Annotated in this window: 16 protein-coding genes and 1 tRNA gene; 7 read left to right on the forward strand and 10 right to left on the reverse strand. The window is 62.9% G+C overall.

Going from position 1 to position 19,940, the window contains the following annotated elements; all coding sequences use genetic code 11:
* Nucleotides 1-54: 54 nt before the first annotated feature.
* The 7 genes from CDV46_RS01730 to gloB all read right to left on the reverse strand — a co-directional run bounded on the left by CDV46_RS01730 (nt 55) and on the right by gloB (nt 9,927).
* On the reverse strand, nt 55-1,956 hold the full coding sequence (locus tag CDV46_RS01730) for a propionate--CoA ligase (protein WP_087721636.1): 1,902 nt from the start codon (nt 1,954-1,956) through the stop codon (nt 55-57).
* Nucleotides 1,957-2,244: 288 nt separating this feature from the next.
* Nucleotides 2,245-4,056, reverse strand: a complete 1,812-nt coding sequence (locus tag CDV46_RS01735; RefSeq protein ID WP_176398982.1) for an ABC transporter ATP-binding protein — start codon at nt 4,054-4,056, stop codon at nt 2,245-2,247.
* Nucleotides 4,057-4,088: 32 nt separating this feature from the next.
* Nucleotides 4,089-5,846: an asparagine synthase-related protein gene (locus CDV46_RS01740; RefSeq protein WP_087721639.1), complete on the reverse strand. Its 1,758-nt coding sequence runs from the start codon at nt 5,844-5,846 to the stop codon at nt 4,089-4,091.
* A 73-nt stretch (nt 5,847-5,919) separates the two neighbouring features.
* Nucleotides 5,920-6,681 carry a lasso peptide biosynthesis B2 protein gene (locus CDV46_RS01745; RefSeq protein ID WP_087721641.1) on the reverse strand — a complete coding sequence of 254 codons (762 nt, stop codon included), beginning with the start codon at nt 6,679-6,681 and terminating at the stop codon, nt 5,920-5,922.
* On the reverse strand, nt 6,674-6,856 hold the full coding sequence (locus tag CDV46_RS01750) for a hypothetical protein (RefSeq protein WP_087686732.1): 183 nt from the start codon (nt 6,854-6,856) through the stop codon (nt 6,674-6,676). The genes CDV46_RS01745 and CDV46_RS01750 overlap by 8 nt, the downstream gene beginning before the upstream one ends.
* A gap of 197 nt (nt 6,857-7,053) precedes the next feature.
* Nucleotides 7,054-8,748 carry a transglycosylase SLT domain-containing protein gene (locus CDV46_RS01755; RefSeq protein ID WP_087721642.1) on the reverse strand — a complete coding sequence of 565 codons (1,695 nt, stop codon included), beginning with the start codon at nt 8,746-8,748 and terminating at the stop codon, nt 7,054-7,056.
* Between the two features lie 351 nt (nt 8,749-9,099).
* Nucleotides 9,100-9,927, reverse strand: a complete 828-nt coding sequence (gene gloB / locus CDV46_RS01760) for a hydroxyacylglutathione hydrolase (protein ID WP_087721643.1) — start codon at nt 9,925-9,927, stop codon at nt 9,100-9,102.
* Between the two features lie 14 nt (nt 9,928-9,941).
* On the opposite strand from gloB, the gene CDV46_RS01765 reads away from it, so the two are divergent.
* From CDV46_RS01765 to CDV46_RS27015, 6 genes are all read left to right on the forward strand, one after another.
* Nucleotides 9,942-10,799 carry a methyltransferase domain-containing protein gene (locus CDV46_RS01765; RefSeq protein ID WP_087721644.1) on the forward strand — a complete coding sequence of 286 codons (858 nt, stop codon included), beginning with the start codon at nt 9,942-9,944 and terminating at the stop codon, nt 10,797-10,799.
* A gap of 11 nt (nt 10,800-10,810) precedes the next feature.
* The gene (gene rnhA / locus CDV46_RS01770) at nt 10,811-11,257 is read left to right on the forward strand and encodes a ribonuclease HI (protein ID WP_058377873.1); all 447 of its coding nucleotides are present in this window, start codon (nt 10,811-10,813) and stop codon (nt 11,255-11,257) included.
* 71 nt (nt 11,258-11,328) lie between these two features.
* Complete coding sequence (dnaQ, locus tag CDV46_RS01775) at nt 11,329-12,066, forward strand: DNA polymerase III subunit epsilon (protein ID WP_058377872.1); 738 nt, start codon at nt 11,329-11,331, stop codon at nt 12,064-12,066.
* 255 nt (nt 12,067-12,321) lie between these two features.
* A tRNA-Val gene (locus CDV46_RS01780) sits at nt 12,322-12,396 on the forward strand.
* 465 nt (nt 12,397-12,861) lie between these two features.
* Nucleotides 12,862-15,102 carry an NADP-dependent isocitrate dehydrogenase gene (locus CDV46_RS01785; protein WP_087686727.1) on the forward strand — a complete coding sequence of 747 codons (2,241 nt, stop codon included), beginning with the start codon at nt 12,862-12,864 and terminating at the stop codon, nt 15,100-15,102.
* Between the two features lie 22 nt (nt 15,103-15,124).
* A complete protein-coding gene (locus CDV46_RS27015; protein ID WP_176398983.1) occupies nt 15,125-15,268 on the forward strand; it encodes a hypothetical protein in 144 nt (47 codons plus the stop codon).
* A 26-nt stretch (nt 15,269-15,294) separates the two neighbouring features.
* On the opposite strand, the gene CDV46_RS01790 is transcribed toward CDV46_RS27015, so the two are convergent.
* On the reverse strand, nt 15,295-16,605 hold the full coding sequence (locus tag CDV46_RS01790) for an MFS transporter (protein ID WP_087686726.1): 1,311 nt from the start codon (nt 16,603-16,605) through the stop codon (nt 15,295-15,297).
* A 543-nt stretch (nt 16,606-17,148) separates the two neighbouring features.
* Here CDV46_RS01790 and CDV46_RS01795 point away from each other — a divergent pair.
* Complete coding sequence (locus tag CDV46_RS01795; protein WP_087721645.1) at nt 17,149-18,054, forward strand: PhzF family phenazine biosynthesis protein; 906 nt, start codon at nt 17,149-17,151, stop codon at nt 18,052-18,054.
* On the opposite strand, the gene CDV46_RS01800 is transcribed toward CDV46_RS01795, so the two are convergent.
* Together CDV46_RS01800 and CDV46_RS01805 are read right to left on the reverse strand one after the other, a co-directional pair.
* Nucleotides 18,029-19,234: an arabinose transporter gene (locus tag CDV46_RS01800; protein ID WP_087721646.1), complete on the reverse strand. Its 1,206-nt coding sequence runs from the start codon at nt 19,232-19,234 to the stop codon at nt 18,029-18,031. The genes CDV46_RS01795 and CDV46_RS01800 overlap by 26 nt on opposite strands.
* A 410-nt stretch (nt 19,235-19,644) precedes the next feature.
* Nucleotides 19,645-19,887 (reverse strand): hypothetical protein, encoded by a 243-nt coding sequence (locus CDV46_RS01805; protein ID WP_087721647.1) that lies wholly within the window; start codon nt 19,885-19,887, stop codon nt 19,645-19,647.
* Between the last annotated feature and the right edge of the window lie 53 nt (nt 19,888-19,940).

Consider the following 19,940-nt stretch of genomic DNA (forward strand, 5'->3'; position numbering starts at 1 on the left):
ACTGCGGCACAGTCCGAAAAATCGACTGTGCCGCAGTGCCCCACAACCCGCCTGTCACTTCCCGCGCACGGCCTCGCGCACCTGTTCCAGCGCCGCCGGGTCTTCCAGCGTGATGAGATCGCCGGTCTCGCGGCCCTCGCAGATCGCCTGAATCGCGCGGCGCAACAGCTTGCCCGAACGTGTCTTGGGCAGCATCGACACGAAGAACACGCGCGCCGGACGTGCCACCGCGCCCAGTTGCTTGTCCACCGTCTTCATCACATCGCCCTCCAGCGCCATCCGCTGCTCGACCGTCTCGACCAACTCCGGCTGACGCAGCACGGCGAACGCGATGGCCACCTGCCCCTTGAGAGCGTCCTGTGCGCCGATCACCGCCACTTCCGCCACCGCCGGATGGCTCGCAATACTCTCCTCGATCTCCCGCGACCCCAACCGGTGCCCCGCCACATTGATCACGTCGTCCGTGCGCCCAAGGATGAAGTAATAGCCATCGTCGTCGCGCACGCCCCAGTCGAAGCTCGAATACAACTGGCGCCCGGGCACCGTCTGCCAGTAAGTCTTGACGAAGCGGGCGTCGTCGCCCCACAGCGTACTCATGCACCCCGGTGGCAACGGCCCCTCGATGGCGAGCACGCCCTTCTGATTCGGCCCGCAATCTTCGCCCGTCACCTCGTCAACCAGCTTCACGTCATAGCCATACACCGCCTTGCCCGGAGAGCCCAGCTTGCTCGGCAGTTCCTCAATACCGCGCGCCATCCCGAGAATCGGCCAGCCCGTCTCCGTCTGCCAATAGTTGTCGACCACCGGTTTGCCAACACCCTCCGTCAGCCACCGCGCCGTGGGCTCGTCCAGCGGCTCGCCCGCGAGGAAGATCAGCCGCAGCGATGACAAGTCGTATTGCGTGAGATACGCAGGGTCCTGCTTCTTGAGCACGCGAATTGCCGTCGGTGCCGTGAACAGCTGCGTCACACGATATTTCTCGATGGTGCGCCACCAGATGCCACCGTCCGGACGAATCGGCGTGCCCTCGTACATCACCGTGGCAATGCCCGCGAGCAGCGGTGCGTACACGATGTAGCTGTGCCCGACCACCCACCCGATGTCGGATGCGCAGAACATCGTGTCGCCCGGCTTCGCGCAGAAGATGTGCTGCATCGACGAGGCCAACGCCACCGCGTAGCCCCCCGTGTCGCGCTGCACACCCTTCGGCTTGCCCGTGGTCCCCGACGTGTAGAGCACGTACGACGGCTCGCTCGATTCGAGCCACTCGCAAGGCACTAACGCATCGAGATGCTGCTCGCGCAGGGCCGTGTAGTCGACGTCTCGCCCTTCCACACGATCCATCGGCACAAGACCACGGTCGATGAGCAGCACGCTGTCCGGCTTGCTTTGCGCGAGCGCGATCCCTTCATCGAGCAGCGGCTTGTAGGGCACAACCTTACCGTTGCGAGAGCCGGCATCCGCAGACACGATGACTTTCGGGCGCGCATCGTCGATACGCGCGGCAAGATTCACCGACGCAAAGCCGCCGAACACCACCGAGTGAATCGCGCCGAGACGGGTGCATGCCAGCATCGCGAACAGCGCCTCGGGCACCATCGGCATGTAGATCAGCACGCGCTCCCCGCGCGTCACGCCCAGCGATTGCAACGACGCGGCCATGCGATTGACCTCGGCGGCCAGCGCGTCGTAGGTGTACACGCGCTCCTGCTCGGTTTCCGTCGACACCCAGATCAGCGCGTTTTGCGAGCCGCGCGACGGCAGGTGACGATCGACCGCGTTGTGACAAAGATTGGTGCGGCCGCCGACAAACCAGCGGGCAAACGGCGGCTTGTCGTAATCGAGCACCTTGGTGAAAGGCGTCTCCCAGTCGATCAGACGCGCTTGTTCCTCCCAGAACGCCTCGCGCGATTCGGGCGTCACCGAGCGGGCGTGAAACGACGCATACGAAGTCATGATGTCTCCTTGCATGTTTTGGTGGGCTCGCACGCGTCGCAACCTGGCTGAATACGGCACAGGATTGGACGCCGCGCGGCGCCGGATCGAGCCGGCAATGTCGGTACACCAAGCGGGCATCGACAGCAAAGCGGGTATGGCATGGAATTCGTCGGACACCCTAGGATGCCTCACGTTCAGTGTGCGCGTTGACGCTTACGGAAGGCTTACCCCGGGGGTGGCTCGGGGCGCTGTAGAACCTAGGGATTACGCGGAGGCAACGACGAACGCCAGGCCGAAGCAGGTGCGTCAGCCCAGTACGGCTTCCGCCCCAAGATCGGCCTGCTGTGCCTGCCACATGCGGGCGTACAGGCCGCCGCGTGCGAGCAGCGCCGTGTGAGCGCCGACGTCGACGATATGCCCTTGATCCATCACGACGATCCGGCCGGCGCGACAAATGGCCGCAAGTCGATGGGCCACGACCACGCATGTCGCGCCGGCACGTTCGTGCGCCAGACGGTTGAGGATGCGGGCTTCGGTGAGGGCGTCGAGCGCCGCGGTGGGCTCGTCGAGCAACAGCAATCGAGGGCGTCCCCACAAGGCGCGAGCGATGTTCACTCGCTGACGCTCCCCGCCGGATAGCCCCATGACGGACGTCACGTCCGGCACCTCGGCGATGGCCATCACACGTGCCAATTCGTCGCGGATGGCCGCATCTTCGGGAGGCGTCGCGCTGAATAAGCCCGCGCGGTACGCGACATTCTCGAACACGGACCGGTCGAACAACCGGCAGTCTTGCGTGACGAATCCGGTCACGCGACGCAGTGCTGTCGCAGCGGCACCATTGAGCGTACGACCATCGATGCGGACCTGCCCCTGCATCGGCAACGTGAGCCCTGTCATCAGGCGCAACAGCGTGGATTTGCCAGCGCCCGACGGTCCGACGATTGCCACGTATTCTCCGGCGCGAATGCTGAGGCTGACGCGCGCAACCACCGGCGGGCCGTCATGCAGCGTCACGCTGACCTGATCGAGTTCGATGCACGGGGCGCGCGGTGACGGCACGGCCAGAATCCCTGCCGCCTCGGCTACGCCGCCTTGTCCCGACTCTTTCGTCTCTTTCGCCTCTTTCGCTGCTTCCACACCTTCCACGTCGTCCGTCATCGGCCCGCTCGTGGCATCGCGAAGATGCTCATCGACACTGACCAGCGCTCTCGCCACTTGCGACACCAGCGCGCCCAGCATCGCCGCAGGTAGTGCGAATTGCAGCAGATAGGCGTTGATCTGCACCAGCGTGCCGACGGGTTCCGCGCCGCGCACGACATCGCGCACAGCGAGCAACGTCATGGCCGACACGCCGAGCGCCATGATCGCCATCTGACACGCGCTCGTGACCTGCGCCGTGGTCGCCGTCGAGAGCGCCGCCACGTAACGCGTGCGCAGCCGTTGCGACAGTCGGCTGATCTCTGCGGGTTCCTGTGCAAACGTCTTCACACATTCGAGTTGCGTCAGCGTATCGGCGAGCGCTCCCGTCGTGGCGCGAGAAATGTCGTTCGCCTGTGCTTCCCGGCGCGTCACGCGGGCGAGCGATGGGCGCAATGTCAGCCCATAGGCCACGACTGTCGCGCCCAGCAACACCCCGTAAATCACGCCGAAGTTGACCATCAGGATGATGCCCGTCGCCAGCACCTGCACCGCCAATGGCAGCAAACCGAACACCAGACCGGTCACGATGACGGGCAACGCCACCTCGACGCGAAACAGGCAATCCAGCGTCTGCCCCGCATTCACCTCGCGTGCGCGATGCGCCGGCAGACCGACAAGCCGCGACAGATAACCCAGTGCCGTGCGCCGCCGCAGGTCTTCCATCGCGCGCTGAATCAACAGGTCTTTGCCACGCTCGCCAATGGCCGCTGCCGACCAGAGCACCACGTAGGCCGTCGCCAGCGGCAACGCCAAACCGACTGCCCGCTCGCCCGTCAGCGCATCGACGGCAAGCCCGAGCACCCACGGCGCCACAAGCCGCAACGCCAGCATGAACGCCGCAGCCAGCGCCGCCATCACCACCCAGACACGATGACGCGATGTCTGCGTCTCGCGCGCCCAGAGCTTTCGCAGCACAAAACATAACGCCCGCCAGCCCGCTTGCCGCCTCATACCGCGCCCACGCGCCAGCCGCGTACGAACATTTCGATCGCATAGAGTCTGCGGATCGTCGTCATCGATTCCAGATGATGGTGCGCCATGCGACCGATCGCCCGTCGGCACGCATCGCGGTCAATCCAGCCCGACGCCGCGCAATAGCCATCGAGGCAGACCTCTTCGATATGCACCAGATTCGCCGCTGCACCCGCGCCGACCATGCCCGTCAACACCCCTTTGTCCCGCCGCCAGAGATTCGGCAATCCGCTCGCCAGATACGCTGCCCGGCGCAATGGCAGGCGATTATGGATCGCGTTGAACAGGCGGTAGGTCGGCATCTTCAGCCCAGCCTCGACCATCGGTTGCGTCAGGAACGGAAACACCGTACCGGCCGCGGCGAGCGAGGGTTGCACTTCCACGTCGCGCAGATTGCCAAGAATGCCGAGGATCTGCGCCCGCTTGCCGGGACGCACACGCAACGCCCAGCGCGACAGCCACGCCGACGCCAGTGGCTCGGTGCGCGGCGTATCGGCAATGCGGGCCGCCGGCGTGAGCAGCCCCGTCGTGAGCGCTGCGTCGGGATTCGCGTGACGCTGCCCAAGCTGCGCGAACGCGCCCTGCGCTACCCACCACAGCGGCAAGCGCTGCATTACGGCCAGATCGCGCCACGCACTGAACGCCCGGCGCCATTGACCATCGGCAACAGCATCGAGAAACGCCCCATTGGGCGGCGGCGCGAGAAAGATGGCATCGCCACCGTGCCCGTTCACCAGCCGATGGCCACTGTAGGTGCTCAGCCGCTCACGCACGGCATCGAGTTGCGCCAGCATGCACAGATGCAATGCCGGGCGCGCGAGACGCGGAATCGCCGACGACGGCGACGGCGAGAAGGCTGCGCAGTCGATATCCAGCCGTTCGAAGGCCATGCGCACGTGGCGCGCGACGCTACCGGCATGATGCGACTCGTCGCTCGATGGCGATGACGGATCGCGATGATTGATCGCCGTGCAGGTGTCCGCCCGCCCTGACTCGGCCAATGCGAGCGCGAGCGACGTCGACTCCACACCACCCGAGAGTTCGAGCACCGCAGGCCGGTCACCGACACTACGCTCCACCGAACGTCGCAATAGCCGCAACAGCCCCCCCCCCGAGGCCACGTTCTGCGCTTCCTGATCGGCCATCCGCCAGTCAGGCCACCATACAACACGTGTCTGCGGCGCGCCGCGCTCCGGAATCCACAGCGCGTGACCCAACGGCAGACGCTCGACATCGTGGAGCGCACACTGCACGCCGCCCAGATCGCCATGCACGAGAAACGACTTCAGCGCGAGGCTATCGAAGGTGGGGTGATCGTCGACCAGTGCCGCCGGGTCGGCCGCCACATGTACGGCGCCGTCGCGGCAAAAACGGTAGTACGTCGGACACTGCCCGCAGGGGTCGCACAGCACCAGTGTCGTGCCACGCCAGCGGTCATGCACGATCACACGATAGTGTCCCCAGTAGCGCTCGACAAAATGCTCGGGCGACTCCAGCGCCAACCGCGCCACGTCCATGCCCGGGGCGACCTCCCGGCCATCTTCCTTGAGAAACAAGGTGCCGCTGATGTACCAGGCCAGCAGTTCGCTCTGCCCGCTTGAATGCAGCCGTGTGCTGTCGGCATCGGGACGAATGCGTGCCACCGGTACGCCGTCCAGACCGCGCATCACCACAGCGTCGGGAAAGGGCTCGTGCCGCTCGGCAGGTCCCGGTCTCAGGCGGGCAAGTTTCATCAGTGGCTCCGTGCTTGGATGCTTGAATGTGTGAGGAATCCGACGATCGACGCGGCTTCGACGCGGTCGCAAGTCAGACCGGTGTCTCGTAGATCACGGCGAGTTGCTCGCGCCGGCGCAGGTCATCGCCAATCACCCGCGCGTCGCTCTCCGCCCACGCGTGCGCATAGAAGGGCTGACGCTGTACGCCGATCACCAGACGCAGGCGCAAACCGTCGCGGGCGCACCAGGCGGTGAGCGCGGCGTACCACGGCAAACACGGCGAGCATTGCGGATACACCAACGCGGCGCTGTGCATGGCCGCCACGTACGGCAGGTAGTCCTGAGGCGCGCCGTACTGCGTTCGAACGCCGGACTGCGAGCGCACCACCATGTCGACCACGCCACGCATGCGGGCGCGCCGCGTCACGCGCTGGGCCTGCCAGAGCCAGTATCCCGCGCGCATCACGTCACGCACCCGCGACTCGCGAGCCACGTCGGCGGGCATGGCGAGCCATGCATCGAAGCCGAGTCGTGGCGACATATCGCGTTTCGCAATACGAGGGTCGGGGGTGGCGTGCGCACCGGGTGCAAGAATGCCCTGCGCGTCGAACATCGCCTGCGTGGCGAGCAGGACGTCAACGGGGATATCACCGTCACTGCGCCAGCCGATCAATCGACGCAACCCCTGCGAGTGCTGGTGGGAGAGATTGAAGTAGCGATCTTGCGAGAGCTTGAGCACCACGACGTGGCCGTCGATACCCGCGATGTGAACATCGGGTGCCAGATGGCGGAAAACCGGCGCGTCCGCACACGCGCCGGTTCCGATGTGTGTCGGGTCGGACACCTCAGGCATGGCCCCCGGTCAACGGCGGCAACGTGGGAATGCAGATCGGCTTGAAGCACAGCGGCAGGAGCGTGATGCCTTCCGCGTCGTTGCCGAGCACGCCCCGCGTGGCATGCGTGGCATCCACGGAGGCCAGCGCTTCGAGTTCGGACACTTCTTTCGCAGTTGCCATTGCCTTATTCATTTAGCACTCCTTAAGTCATGGGCGCGAACGGAATCGTCCGCGTCTCCATCATAGGAAACGAGAGCCAGTGCATTTATGGGAATTTTCCGAAGGCAGGTGCGCGGAAGCGGTAGCCGATTACCGAGGGGAAAAACAAAACGCCCGTGAGAGTGATCTCACGGGCGTCGGGTACTACGTTGTGCGGCGTCTGCGGCGTTTTAGCGCTGTGCGGTCTTCGTGACCTTGGCCGGGGCCTTGGCGGCCGGCTTAGCTGCCGTCTTGGCGACTACCTTTGCCGGTGCCTTGCCAGCCGACTTGGCGGGTGCGGCCTTCGTGGTCGATACCACGGTCTTGGTCGTCTTGGCGGCCGGACGGTGGTCGACCACGCGAATCATCTTGCCGTTCTTGCCCTTGACCAGACGTGTACGCGGTGCGTCATCTTCGTCCTTGCTGGCTGCCGAGGCGACAGGGGCAGCAGGCGCTGCCGAAGCCGCCATCACACGCGACGCATCCTTCACCGGCACATGCAGCACCAGCAGTTGCCCGCCGGTCAGCGCGTCGCGGCGCAGATGGTTCCAGCCCTTGATCTGGGCCACGGAGACACCGCTGCGCGATGCGACGGCAGCGAGCGTGTCGTGCTTACGGGCACGCACCATCACCTTGCGGGTGTCGGGCAGATCCGGCTCCAGCGCCAACACGGCGTTGGTGGCCACCGATGCGCTGATGTCTTCGTCGATGTCATCCGAGCGCGGCACCAGCAGTGTGGAACCTGCCTTCAGACGCATACGCGGTGCAATGTTGTTCACCGAGCGAATCACGGCAGCGTCGACGCCGAGCTTGCGGGCCACGTCTTCCGGACGCTCGCGCGATGCCGACGTGTACGTCGTCCAGCTCGACAGCGGCTTGTCATAACCCTTCAGGCGCTTCTGGAAAACTTCGGCGCTATCGAACGGCAGCAGAATCTGCGGCTGGGCAGCACCAAGAATCACTGGCTTGCGGAACGACGGGTTGAGCGCGCGGAATTCATCGAGCGGCAGATCGGCCAGCTTGGCAGCGAGCGCCACGTCGATGTCACGCTTGGTGGTAACGCTCACGAAATACGGGTGGTTCGGAATCTCCGGCAGCTTCACGCTGTAGAGATCCGGGTGCGCAATGATGTTCTTGATCGCCTGCAACTTCGGCACGTAGTAACGCGTCTCGGTCGGCATGCGCAGGCTCAGGTAATCGGTCGGCAGCCCTTGCGCCTGATTGCGGTCGATGGCGCGCTGCACATTGCCTTCGCCCCAGTTGTACGCGGCCAGTGCCAGATGCCAGTCGCCGAACATCGCATACAGCTTCGACAGATAGTCCAGTGCGGCGGTGGTCGACGCGAGCACGTCGCGGCGCTCGTCCTGGAACATGTTCTGCTTCAGGTTGTACGTCTTGCCGGTGCTCGGGATGAACTGCCACATGCCGGCGGCCTTCGCCGTCGACAGCGCTTGCGGGTTGTAGGCGCTTTCCACGAACGGCAGCAGCGCGAGTTCCGTCGGCATATGACGGCGCTCAAGCTCTTCAACGATATGGAACAGATACTTGTTCGAACGCTGGATCATGCGCTCCACGTACTCGGGGCGCTGCGCGTACCACTGCGTGCGGTCCTGCGCGAGATCGGTGTCGAGATCGGGAATGGAGAAGCCGTGACGGATGCGGGCCCAGAGATCGGCATCGTCGCTGCCGTAGGCCAGATCGTTGATCGAGTCGGTATCAAGGTCGATCGTCTGATCGCTCGACACGCGTTGCTTTCCCTTGGCATTCGATGCGAGCGGCGACTTGCTCTGCGCTTCGGGCGTGGAATTCGATGCACCTGTAGGTGGCGCTGTACTGGCACAAGCCGCCAGAAGCAGCGTCAGAAGCAAGCTAACGATAAGTCGCATTGATCGGGCTCGAATAGGGTGACATCTTCATGAAATTGGCAAGGATGTTAAGGAAACCCTTCGGATGCGTCAACCTTTATGCCTAAATTTTTTGCAAAAATTCGCCCAAAACGCCCGAAAAATCAGGGTTATTCCTTAGATAGAAGGCCTGAATTGTCAACGCTTCGCCACACGCACCTCACGCATTTTGCCCATATACGATGCCATCGATATGACACCGAAACATCACATCCGGGGCGATACGGCAAGGCAGAGCAGGCACCCGCGCAGGTGTCAACGCTCGGATTGGGACAGAGGTTATGGCACGTCAGGCTGTTGACAGCCTGACGTTCTCGCGACTAGTGCGCCCGCTTATCGGAAGGTATCTTTCCAGCCACGCACGGTCGCGAAGACCGCTTCACGCGAGAGCGGCGTGCGCCCGGCGTGATCTTGGGCAGACGCCACGACCGCGGGGGCGTCGCTGCGCAGGAACGGGTTGGTGGCAAGCTCCTGAGCGAGCGTCGTCGGCAGCGTGGGTTGACCGGCGGCGCGCAGCGCTGTCGCCTTGTCGTGCCAGTTCACCAACGCCTGATTGTCGGGATCGACCGCCAGCGCGAAGCGAATATTCGATAGCGTATATTCATGCGCGCAATGCACGAGCGAAGCCGGCGGCAAGGCCGAGAGCTTGTCGAGCGACGTCAGCATCTGCGCCGGCGTGCCTTCGAAGAGCCGGCCGCAACCGCACGAGAACAACGTGTCGCCGCAGAACAGCCGGGGCGCACCTGCCGCCCCTTCGCCCAGGAAGTAAGCGATGTGACCCAACGTATGGCCGGGCACATCGATGACCTCCAGCGTCATGGCCGGGGCGTCGATCGAGAATGTCTCGCCGCCCTCATGCGGATGATCGACGCACGCAATCGGCTCGTGGGCGGGGCCGTGCACCGGCACATCGAAGCGTGCAAGCAACGCGTCGACGCCACCGATGTGGTCGGCATGTTTGTGCGTGATGAGAATGGCGCGCAGCGTCAGATGGCGCGCATCGAGATAGGCGAGCACCGGCGCGGCGTCGCCCGGGTCGACGGCCACGGCATCTTTGCCGTTATCGATGACCCAGAGATAATTGTCCTGGAACGCAGGGACGGGAAAGACGGTCAGTGTACCGGTCGACTGCCCGGTCACCGCATCTGCGTGCGCATCCATATATACTCGCCACCATGTCAGAACGTCCGATTATAGACTGGCCCGTTTGGCTCGTCTCACCGCCAGGCCGCTACGCGCTTGCATGGGAACAGGCCCTCTTCGACCAATGGGTCGGGGATCTGTTCGGCTATCATGCGCTGCAACTTGGCCGCCCCGAGCTCGATACGCTGCGCGAGAATCGCATGCCTTACCGGGGCCTCGTCCTTACCGCGCCGCGCGGCGTGAAAGCCCCGCCACTCATGACCAAGGCCGCCAGTGATACCACCGGCAACCTGTCATGCGACACGGCATCGCCCGAGATGGTCATGCGCGACATCCTCGTGAGCCGCTTCGACGAATTGCCCATCGCCACGGCAAGCACCGACCTCGTCGTGTTGCCGCACGTGCTCGAATTTGCCGAGAACCCGCACGACATCCTTCGCGAAGTCGAGCGCATTCTGGTCCCCGAGGGGCAGGTGATCATCACCGGCTTCAACAATCTGAGTCTGTGGGGCGCCCGCGAAGAACTCGGCAAGCTGGCCGGCGCGCCGTTTTTGCCGCCGGGGGCCGACCTGATCGCGTTCACGCGGCTCAAGGACTGGCTCAAGCTGCTCTCGTTCGATATCGACCGTGGCCGGTTCGGGTGCTATCGCCCGCCGCTGCGAGGCGAACACTGGCTGCAACGGTTCGACTTCATGGAACCGGCGGGCGACCGCTGGTGGCCGATTTTCGGTGCGCTTTATGCGGTACGTGCGGTCAAGCGCGTGCGCGGCATGCGCTTGGTCGGCAAAGTGCGCAAGCGTATACTCGGCCTCCAGCCGGCTGCGGCGCCGGTGGCCACGCCCAACACGACGCATCGCAAGATCGCGGAAATGGCCGACCTGCCTGATTGATTGTTTGAGAGATAACCTTGCCGCAAGTTGATATCTATACCGACGGTGCCTGCAAAGGCAATCCCGGCCCCGGCGGCTGGGGCGCCCTGCTCGTCGCGGGCAAGCACCGCAAGGAACTGTTCGGCGGCGAAGCCAACACGACCAATAACCGCATGGAACTGCTCGCGGTGATCCGCGCGCTCGAGGCGCTGAACAAACCCTGTCAGGTCGTACTTCACACCGACTCGCAATATGTACAGAAAGGCATCAGCGAGTGGATTCACGGCTGGAAGGCGCGTGGTTGGAAAACGGCCGCCAAGGAACCCGTGAAGAACGCCGACCTCTGGCAAGAACTCGACGCCGTCTCGCAAAAGCACGACATCGAGTGGCGCTGGGTGAAGGGCCACGCCGGTCACGAAGGCAACGAAGCTGCCGACCAACTCGCCAATCGCGGCGTCGAGAGTCTGCGCCGGGCTTAACCCGCCTGCGCCTGCGCCAGCCTCCGCGTAGCCCGATGCCTGCAAGCCAATTCTGAAAGACACCGAACACCATGCGACAACTGATTCTCGATACCGAAACCACTGGCCTGAACCCCAGGACGGGTGACCGCCTGCTGGAAATCGGTTGCGTGGAACTGGTCAATCGCCGCCTGACCGGCAACAACCTGCACTTCTATATCAACCCTGAGCGCGACAGCGATCCGGGCGCGTTGGCGGTGCACGGACTGACCACCGAATTTCTCTCCGACAAACCGAAGTTCGCCGACGTGGCCGAAGAGCTGCGTGAGTATTGCCGTGGTGCCGAGATCATCATTCACAACGCGGCCTTCGATTTGGGCTTCCTCGACATGGAATTCGGCCGCATGGGCTGGCCGCCGTTCATGGAGAACTGCGCGAGCCTGATCGACACGTTGCTGCGCGCGCGAGAAATGTTCCCAGGCAAGCGCAACTCGCTCGATGCGCTTTGCGAACGTCTGGGCGTGAACAACGCGCACCGCACGCTGCACGGCGCATTGCTCGACGCGGAATTGCTTGCCGACGTCTATCTCGCGATGACGCGCGGCCAGAAGAGTCTCGTGATCGACGCGGGCGATGGCGACGACGAGGACGGCAATCAGCGCGAGAAAATCTCGCTGCGTCAGTTCGAATTACCGGTCATTCTCGCCGCCGCGGAAGAAGTGACGATGCACGACGGCGTGCTGAGCGAGATCGACAAGGGCATCAAGGGCACCTGCGTGTGGCGCACCGAGCCGGCGCCGCCCGAAGGCGAAGCGGCACCCGCAGCGTGAGTTGGCGATTTCTGCGAAATATTCGCAGGAACCCCTTCACAAGCGCAAAAAACGTCCTTATAATCGCTTTCTTTGCTGCTTGCGAGTCATCGCAAGAAACGACGTGAAGTGATCGAGAGATATCATCACGACGGCAGCAAAATAAGATTAAAAGAAAGGTTGCAGACTTCTACGAAAACAGTTAAAGTTCTGCTCCTGATTGCGAAACGAAAGCTTCAACAATCAACACTAAGTCATTGATTTAGTTAATGATTTGGGTGGTTAGCTCAGCGGTAGAGCACTGCCTTCACACGGCAGGGGTCACAGGTTCAATCCCTGTACCACCCACCAGTATTTCAGGCTTTTCCGACTCAGCGGTGAGTCAGTCCCCGAGACGGAAAAGCCCACCTCCGAAATACTGATTCTTGCGCAACTCCCTCTCGCGCAAATTACTTTCCCAGCAGCACCGAAGTTAATCGCCTCATCCGCAACGGCGTCGTTTTCATTGCTTTTTCGCGATGATCCGTTCGCATTTTTCGCCGCATGTGCGTCAGCGAACGATGGCTTGCGTCTTGACACCCCCGCTTCGTCGCCACCCCAAGGGCCGAGTGCCGCATGCTGCGGGCGTTTGAACCGTCCGACGGGGCCTATAGGGCAAGTCTTATATAAGACCTAAGCCTTCACATTACGAAAAGGCATTTCAGTTTTGCCCCCGACCCGTGTCACAATCAGGGAAATTCGCACATGGCTACCGGGCTGTTTCCAGTCGGCGGCGTTCCCCCACCTTTTCCTGATTCTTGGATTCGAGACTTCGCGATGAGTAAGCAGCAACCCAGCATCATCTACACCCTGACCGACGAAGCGCCGCTTCTGGCCACGAGCTCCTTTCTCCCGATCATTCGTACGTTCGCTGCGCCGGCCGGCGTAGCTGTCGAGACGAGCGACATTTCGGTCTCGGGCCGTATCCTCGGTGAGTTCCCCGAATTCCTGACGGAAGAACAGCGCGTGCCGGACAATCTGGCCGAACTGGGCCGTCTGACGCAAGACCCGGACACGAACATCATCAAGCTGCCGAACATCAGCGCATCGGTGTTCCAGCTCCAGAGCGCGATCAAGGAATTGCAATCGAAGGGCTACAAGATCCCCGACTTCCCGGAAGATCCGAAGACCGACGAAGAAAAGGCCATTCAAAAGCGCTACTCGAAGTGCCTCGGCTCGGCCGTGAACCCGGTGCTGCGTGAAGGCAACTCGGACCGCCGCGCCCCGCTCGCCGTCAAGAACTACGCCAAGAAGCATCCGCACAGCATGGGCAAGTGGAGCATGGCTTCGCGTACCCACGTTGCGCACATGACGCATGGCGACTTCTATCACGGCGAAAAGTCGATGACGATCGATCGCGCCCGTGACGTCAAGATGGAACTCGTCACGACGAGCGGCAAGACGATCGTGCTCAAGCCGAAGGTCTCGCTGCTCGACGGCGAAATCATCGACAGCATGTTCATGAGCAAGAAGGCACTGTGCGAGTTCTACGAAGCACAGATGGAAGATGCGCGCGAGACCGGTGTCATGTTCTCGCTGCACGTGAAAGCCACCATGATGAAGGTCTCGCACCCGATCGTGTTCGGCCACGCCGTGAAGATCTTCTACAAGGACGCCTTCGAGAAGCACGGCAAGCTGTTCGACCAACTGGGCGTGAACGTCAACAACGGCCTGGTCAATCTGTACGAAAAGCTCGAAACGCTGCCGAGCACGCAGCGCGAAGAAGTCATCCGCGATCTGCACGCGTGCCATGAGCACCGTCCGGAACTCGCGATGGTCGATTCGGCCAAGGGCATCTCGAACCTGCACGCCCCGAACGACGTGATCGTCGACGCCTCGATGCCGGCCATGATCCGCATCGGCGGCAAGATGTGGGGTGCCGATGGTCGTCCGAAGGACACCAAGGCTGTGATTCCGGAAAGCACGTTCGCGCGCATTTATCAGGAAATCATCAACTTCTGCAAGACCAACGGCAACTTCGATCCGACCACGATGGGTACGGTGCCGAACGTGGGCCTGATGGCACAGAAGGCAGAAGAGTACGGTTCGCACGACAAGACATTCGAGATCGCTGAAGACGGCGTGGCGAACATCGTCGACATCGCGACCGGTGAAGTTCTGCTGTCGCAAAACGTGGAAGCCGGCGACATCTGGCGTATGTGCCAGGTCAAGGATGCACCGATCCGCGACTGGGTGAAGCTCGCCGTGAACCGCGTGCGCAACTCGGGCATGCCGGCCGTGTTCTGGCTCGACCCGTATCGTCCGCACGAAGCCGAACTGATCAAGAAGGTCGAAACGTACCTGAAGGATTACGACACCAAGGGTCTCGATATCCAGATCATGTCGCAAGTGCGCGCCATGCGTTACACGCTCGAGCGCGTGATTCGCGGCCTGGACACCATCTCGGTGACCGGCAACATTCTGCGCGACTACCTGACCGACCTGTTCCCGATCATGGAACTGGGTACCAGCGCCAAGATGCTGTCGATCGTGCCGCTGATGGCCGGTGGCGGCATGTACGAAACGGGTGCAGGCGGCTCGGCACCGAAGCACGTCAAGCAACTGGTGGAAGAAAACCATCTGCGTTGGGACTCGCTCGGCGAATTCCTCGCATTGGCCGTGTCGCTGGAAGACCTGGGCATCAAGACGGGTAACGAACGCGCCAAGATTCTCGCCAAGACGCTCGACGCCGCCACGGGCAAGCTGCTCGACAACAACAAGGGTCCGTCGCCGAAGACCGGCGAGCTGGACAACCGCGGCAGCCAGTTCTATCTGTCGATGTACTGGGCGCAAGAACTGGCCGAGCAGAAGGACGACGCCGAGCTGGCCAAGCAATTCGCTTCGCTGGCCAAGCAACTGACCGAGAACGAGAAGACCATCGTTGGCGAACTCGCCGACGTGCAAGGCAAGCCGACCGATATCGGCGGCTACTACAAGCCGGACTTCGCGAAGCTCGATCTGGTCATGCGTCCGAGCAAGACGTTCAACGCCGCGCTGGAAAGCGTCGCGAAGGCGTAAGTCGTACCGCGGCGATGCTTGCGTGACGTTGCAGCACGGGTGGCCCTTCTGGGCCGCTCTGCTGCCACCGATCTTCAACGCATCGCACGCAGCAAATAAAAAAGCCGGCAATCCAATTGCCGGCTTTTTTATTTATCTCGCCACCCGGCGCAAACCGGGTGACTGATGACATGAGCGCTCACATCAATCGCATCAGCGATTGACCTGCGCCTTCGACTGCGTGAGTGCCAGCACGGCACCAAGCGCGAGCGCCGCCGACACGCAGTACATCCCCGCGTTGGTGCTTTGCGTCACGTCCTTGAGCCAGCCGATGATGAACGGGCTCACGAAGCCGGCCAGATTGCCGATCGAGTTGATCATGCCGATGGCCGCTGCTGCCGAGCCGCCCACGAGCAACGCGCTCGGGTACGTCCAGAACACCGGCATCGTGGCCAGCATGCCTGCCGTGCCGATCGACAACGCGACCATGGCCAGCGGCACGTTATTGCCCCACACCGTGCTCAGGTACAGACCAATGGCACCGGCGAACGAGACCACGGCAAAGTGCCAGCGGCGCTCACCCGTGCGGTCCGAGCTGCGGGCCACGGTGATCATGCTCACGACAGCGCAAGCGTAAGGAATGGCGGTCAGCAGACCGACGTCGAGTGCGCTCTTCACACCGCTGGCCTTGATCAGCGTCGGCAGATAGAAGCCGATGCCGTAGAGACCCATCATGCAGCAGAAGTAGATCAGTGCCATCAGCCACACGCGACGGTTGGTGAACACCGACGCGATCGAGTGCTGCGCCTTGCCCGCGCCGTCCTGTGCGATGTTGTTCTCGAGAATCGTCTTCTCTTCGTCAGACAGCCACGAGGCCGAGCGAATGCCGTTCGGCAGGTACATCAGCGTGACCACGCCGAGAATCACCGACGGAATGGCTTCGATAAAGAACAGCCACTGCCATGCGGCCCATCCGCCCACGCCATTGAACGCGGAGAGAATCCAGCCCGACAGCGGGCCGCCGAACACGCCGGCGATAGGAATCCCGATCATGAACAGGGCGTTCATACGGCCGCGACGTTGTGCCGGGAACCAGTACGTGAGGTACAGCACGATGCCCGGGAAGAACCCGGCTTCTGCCACACCGAGGAAGAAGCGCACCAGATAGAACTGCGTCGGCGTCTTGACGAGCAGCGTGGCGGCCGAGAGCACGGCCCACGTGATCATGATGCGGGCGATCCAGCGACGGGCGCCGACCTTGTGCATGATGATGTTGCTCGGTACTTCAAAGAAGAAGTAGCCGATGAAGAAGATGCCGGCCCCCAGACCGTACACCGTCTCGCTGAACTGAAGATCGTTCAGCATTTGCAGCTTGGCGAAGCCGACGTTCACGCGGTCAAGGTAGGCCGCGACGTAACACAGGAACAGGAACGGCAACAAACGCCAGGTGGCTTTCGCGTAGGCTTGCGCCTCGATTTCGCGCGTGCGTGCGCCGGTATTGGTACCGCTAGCGATAGTACTCATGGTCTCCACTTCGATCTTTTGGCTGCCCTCGCAGCCAGAACTGCCACTGCAACAGTGCCTACGGACCACTCGTACCGATCACGCTGCCTTACCTACTCGACTGCTCTCACAGACCGCACGATTCTCGCGTGACGGGAATGCGTCACACGGGGCCCGAAGCCTTGTCTCCGGACGTTGCGCCCCAGCCGGATAGGCCGATGCGCCACGGTTCTCACCCTGCCATCCCCTTTCGTTTTCGGGAGGCCGGCGCGATTGTAAACCAACAAACGCCGCCCGACTTCGAGCATTGATTCAGTCAATGGTTATTTTCTGAAAGTGCGTGCGGTTTCGCTTGTCGTAACAATGTGACGTTCTACGTGAATTGACACGACACGCCGTTATCCGCCACGTCAACCGCACATCGCCATGCCACACGGGCCATGCGAGCACTGACATACCCACGACGACTAGCGCGCGTCCGGAAATTCCTTTTCGAAGAGACTTACGGACACTCCGCGCAAAGCGTAATCTTTCAACACTGATGGCTTCGAATTCCCTACGCCCATGACGTTGCACACCCCACTTCCGTTTTCACTTCCCGCACCGGCCGCCGTCTCGCTGGTCAGCGTTTTCCCGGCGGCCGAAAACGGTGGCAACCCTGCCCCCATCGTGCTCGATGCCGATGCAATGAGCGCCGACGACATGCGACGTGTCGCCGCCCATTACGGCCACGAAAGCGCGTTTGTCATGGCCCCTGAAAACAGCGGCAACGACTGGCGTTTCCGGTTCTTCGTACCGAATCACGAGATGGAGATGTGCGGCCACGCGACGCTGGGGTCGTTGTGGGTGTTGCGTCGCGAGGGGCGTTGGGACGGCAAGCCCGTGCGGATCGAAACGTTGAGCGGGATCGTTGAAGGCCGACTGGCAGCAGACGGCGAGCACATCGAAGTCAGCCAACCGGCGGGACGCACGGAGCCGATCATCGACGCGAGTGCCATCACCGCCATTTGCGCGGCGTTGCGAATCTCGCCGGACGACATCGCGCTTGAGGGCATCTGCAATGCCGCCACGAGCCGCGTGAAGACCCTCATCCCGTTACGCAACGTCGCGCAACTGCAAGCGCTCCAGCCCGACTTCGCAACGATGCTCGCCACCTGCGACGCCATCGGCTCCACTGGGTTATATCCGTGTGCGCGCGAGGATGTCGGCGACGGCAAATCGCTGCCGATCTTGCAGGCCCGCCAGTTTCCGCGTTCGTCGGGATATCCGGAAGATGCGGCGACCGGCATTGCGGCCGCCGCCCTGCTCTACGGCGCACGACGTTTCGGTTGGCTGCGCCCGGGCGAGCGCGGCGTCGTGGTGCGTCAGGGCGTGGCGATGGGGCATCCGTCAGCCATCACCGTGACGCTACGCGACACGCTCGAAGCCGCCGCCGGGTGCTGGATCAGCGGCGACGTGCACGCAATGTAACGACCACGACCGCACCGAGCACGGCCGCGACGGCACCGCACAGAAACACCGCGCGATAGCCGAACGGGTTGGCAACGGCACCGGCCAGCGGCCCGGTCAGCAGAATGGCGATGTCCTGAAACGCGGCATACGTTCCCAGACTGGTGCCACGGCTGGCTGCCGGTGCGCGCTTGACGACTTCGATACCGAGCGACGGAAAGATCAGCGACGCACCAGCGCCTGCGAGTGCCGTGCCCACGAGTGCCACGCCGGCGCCCGGCGCTTGCCACACCAGCAGCAAACCCAGCGCTTCCACGATCATCGAAATCTGGGCAACGCGCAGATTGCCGAATCGCTCGGGCCAGCGCCCGCCGATCAGGCGCATCAGCACGAAAGCCAGACCGAATGCCGACAGCGCCAGCGCGGCACCTGACCACCGCGCCGAGTCGAAGAACAACACCACGAACGCGCCCACCACGGCGAAGCCGACCCCCTGCATGGCGAGGGCGAGCCCCGGCAGAAAGACGATGCGCAGCACCTGCGAATACGGCAGCGCGCCACCCGCGTGATGTGCGGGCGCGACGGCAGGAATACGCGCGATCACACACCATCCGATGAACGGCAGCAAGCAGGTTGCAACCGCTACGCCCACGAGCGACGTGCTGCCGTAAAGCGTGAGTCCGACCGGCGCACCGACGGCGAGCGCCCCGAAGATGGCCGCACCGGTCCAAGACATCACGCGGCCCGATTGCGGCGCACCGAGACTGCCGATGGCATAGGTGAGCGTGCCCGTAATGACAAGGCTTTCACCGACACCGAGCAGCAAACGCGCGGCCGTGAGCACGCCCAGACGCGGCCCGGCGGGCAATACGAGCAGGCTGGTCGCGAGCAAGGCGATGCCCGACAGTACGACGAACAGCAGGCCGCGTTTCAAGGCGACACGGGCACCGCGCTGATCGGCGGTGCGTCCGGCGAACTTGCGGGTGAGCACCGTGGCCAGCGACTGAATACCGACGGCAAAGCCGACGACGATGTTGTGATACCCGAGCGTGTCGTGCACGAACAGCGGCACGACCGAGAGCGACATGCCGATGGTCAGGCACGCGAGAAACACGTTGAGAGAAAAGCGCACCAGCAACGCGGTGGCGTTAGCGGGTGCTGCGGCAGCCGCTTGAGCGGGCGATGCAGCGGAAGACGACATGCGAGAAGACTCCACGTAAGACCGGCGCACACGACAAAGCAATGGCGATGCAGGCCGGCAGTCGAATGACCGCGACGCGGGAGGCCGTCAGGAAAATCGAATCGGGAAAATCAGGGGAAGGGAGACGCGCAGCGCGGAAGAGGACCGGCGCAATGGATGGCATTGTCCGGCGGTCGACATACGAACGCACACCCCTCGACCGATAAGCCGGACTGACCGACCGCTGTCGCGGAGAATGCGTTGGTTGACGTGAACGCTTACGTGGCACCGGCACATCATCATGTGAGTCACATGAATCGTCACCGTCTGCCATCAATCATTTGCGGATTCTAGCGGGGCGTTTCGTGTAACGCAAGATGAGGTGACGCAGCGCAACAACAGGCACCCGCACGCATTAGCACGCGACTTCGTCAGCGACGGCCACAGTGGCCGGATGGCGGCAGGCAGAAAATAAACCGCCCGGCTTTGACGAGTGGCCGATGCACCAAGACCCGGACCGGCACGCGCAGCTCGCGCTCAGGCGGCGATTCCGGCTTGTCGGCAGCGGTGTAAAAACTCAGGCCGACAAGGCCGAAGAACGTCACGTTGAGCACGACGAACGCGCCCTTGTGCCGCTTGATGAGCGCGATCGCGTCCCGGATGAAATTCAGCACAACAGTCCTTGGCAGTGGATGGGGGGAGGTGCCACGACGCAAAGGATTCGACG

Origin of the sequence: Pandoraea sp. PE-S2T-3, from assembly GCF_002179965.1 — a bacterium.
Lineage (GTDB): Bacteria > Pseudomonadota > Gammaproteobacteria > Burkholderiales > Burkholderiaceae > Pandoraea.

Bases quoted from the DNA above. Each gene is read 5' to 3' on its own strand.
- CDV46_RS01790 (WP_087686726.1), bottom strand. From the start codon at position 16,605: ATGAGTACTATCGCTAGCGGTACCAATACCGGCGCACGCACGCGCGAA.
- CDV46_RS01795 (WP_087721645.1), top strand. From the start codon at position 17,149: ATGACGTTGCACACCCCACTTCCGTTTTCACTTCCCGCACCGGCCGCC.
- CDV46_RS01755 (WP_087721642.1), bottom strand. From the start codon at position 8,748: ATGCGACTTATCGTTAGCTTGCTTCTGACGCTGCTTCTGGCGGCTTGT.
- CDV46_RS01800 (WP_087721646.1), bottom strand. From the start codon at position 19,234: ATGTCGTCTTCCGCTGCATCGCCCGCTCAAGCGGCTGCCGCAGCACCC.
- CDV46_RS01785 (WP_087686727.1), top strand. From the start codon at position 12,862: ATGAGTAAGCAGCAACCCAGCATCATCTACACCCTGACCGACGAAGCG.
- CDV46_RS01745 (WP_087721641.1), bottom strand. From the start codon at position 6,681: ATGCCTGAGGTGTCCGACCCGACACACATCGGAACCGGCGCGTGTGCG.
- gloB (WP_087721643.1), bottom strand. From the start codon at position 9,927: ATGGATGCGCACGCAGATGCGGTGACCGGGCAGTCGACCGGTACACTG.
- CDV46_RS01765 (WP_087721644.1), top strand. From the start codon at position 9,942: ATGTCAGAACGTCCGATTATAGACTGGCCCGTTTGGCTCGTCTCACCG.
- dnaQ (WP_058377872.1), top strand. From the start codon at position 11,329: ATGCGACAACTGATTCTCGATACCGAAACCACTGGCCTGAACCCCAGG.
- CDV46_RS01750 (WP_087686732.1), bottom strand. From the start codon at position 6,856: ATGAATAAGGCAATGGCAACTGCGAAAGAAGTGTCCGAACTCGAAGCG.
- CDV46_RS01740 (WP_087721639.1), bottom strand. From the start codon at position 5,846: ATGAAACTTGCCCGCCTGAGACCGGGACCTGCCGAGCGGCACGAGCCC.
- CDV46_RS01730 (WP_087721636.1), bottom strand. From the start codon at position 1,956: ATGACTTCGTATGCGTCGTTTCACGCCCGCTCGGTGACGCCCGAATCG.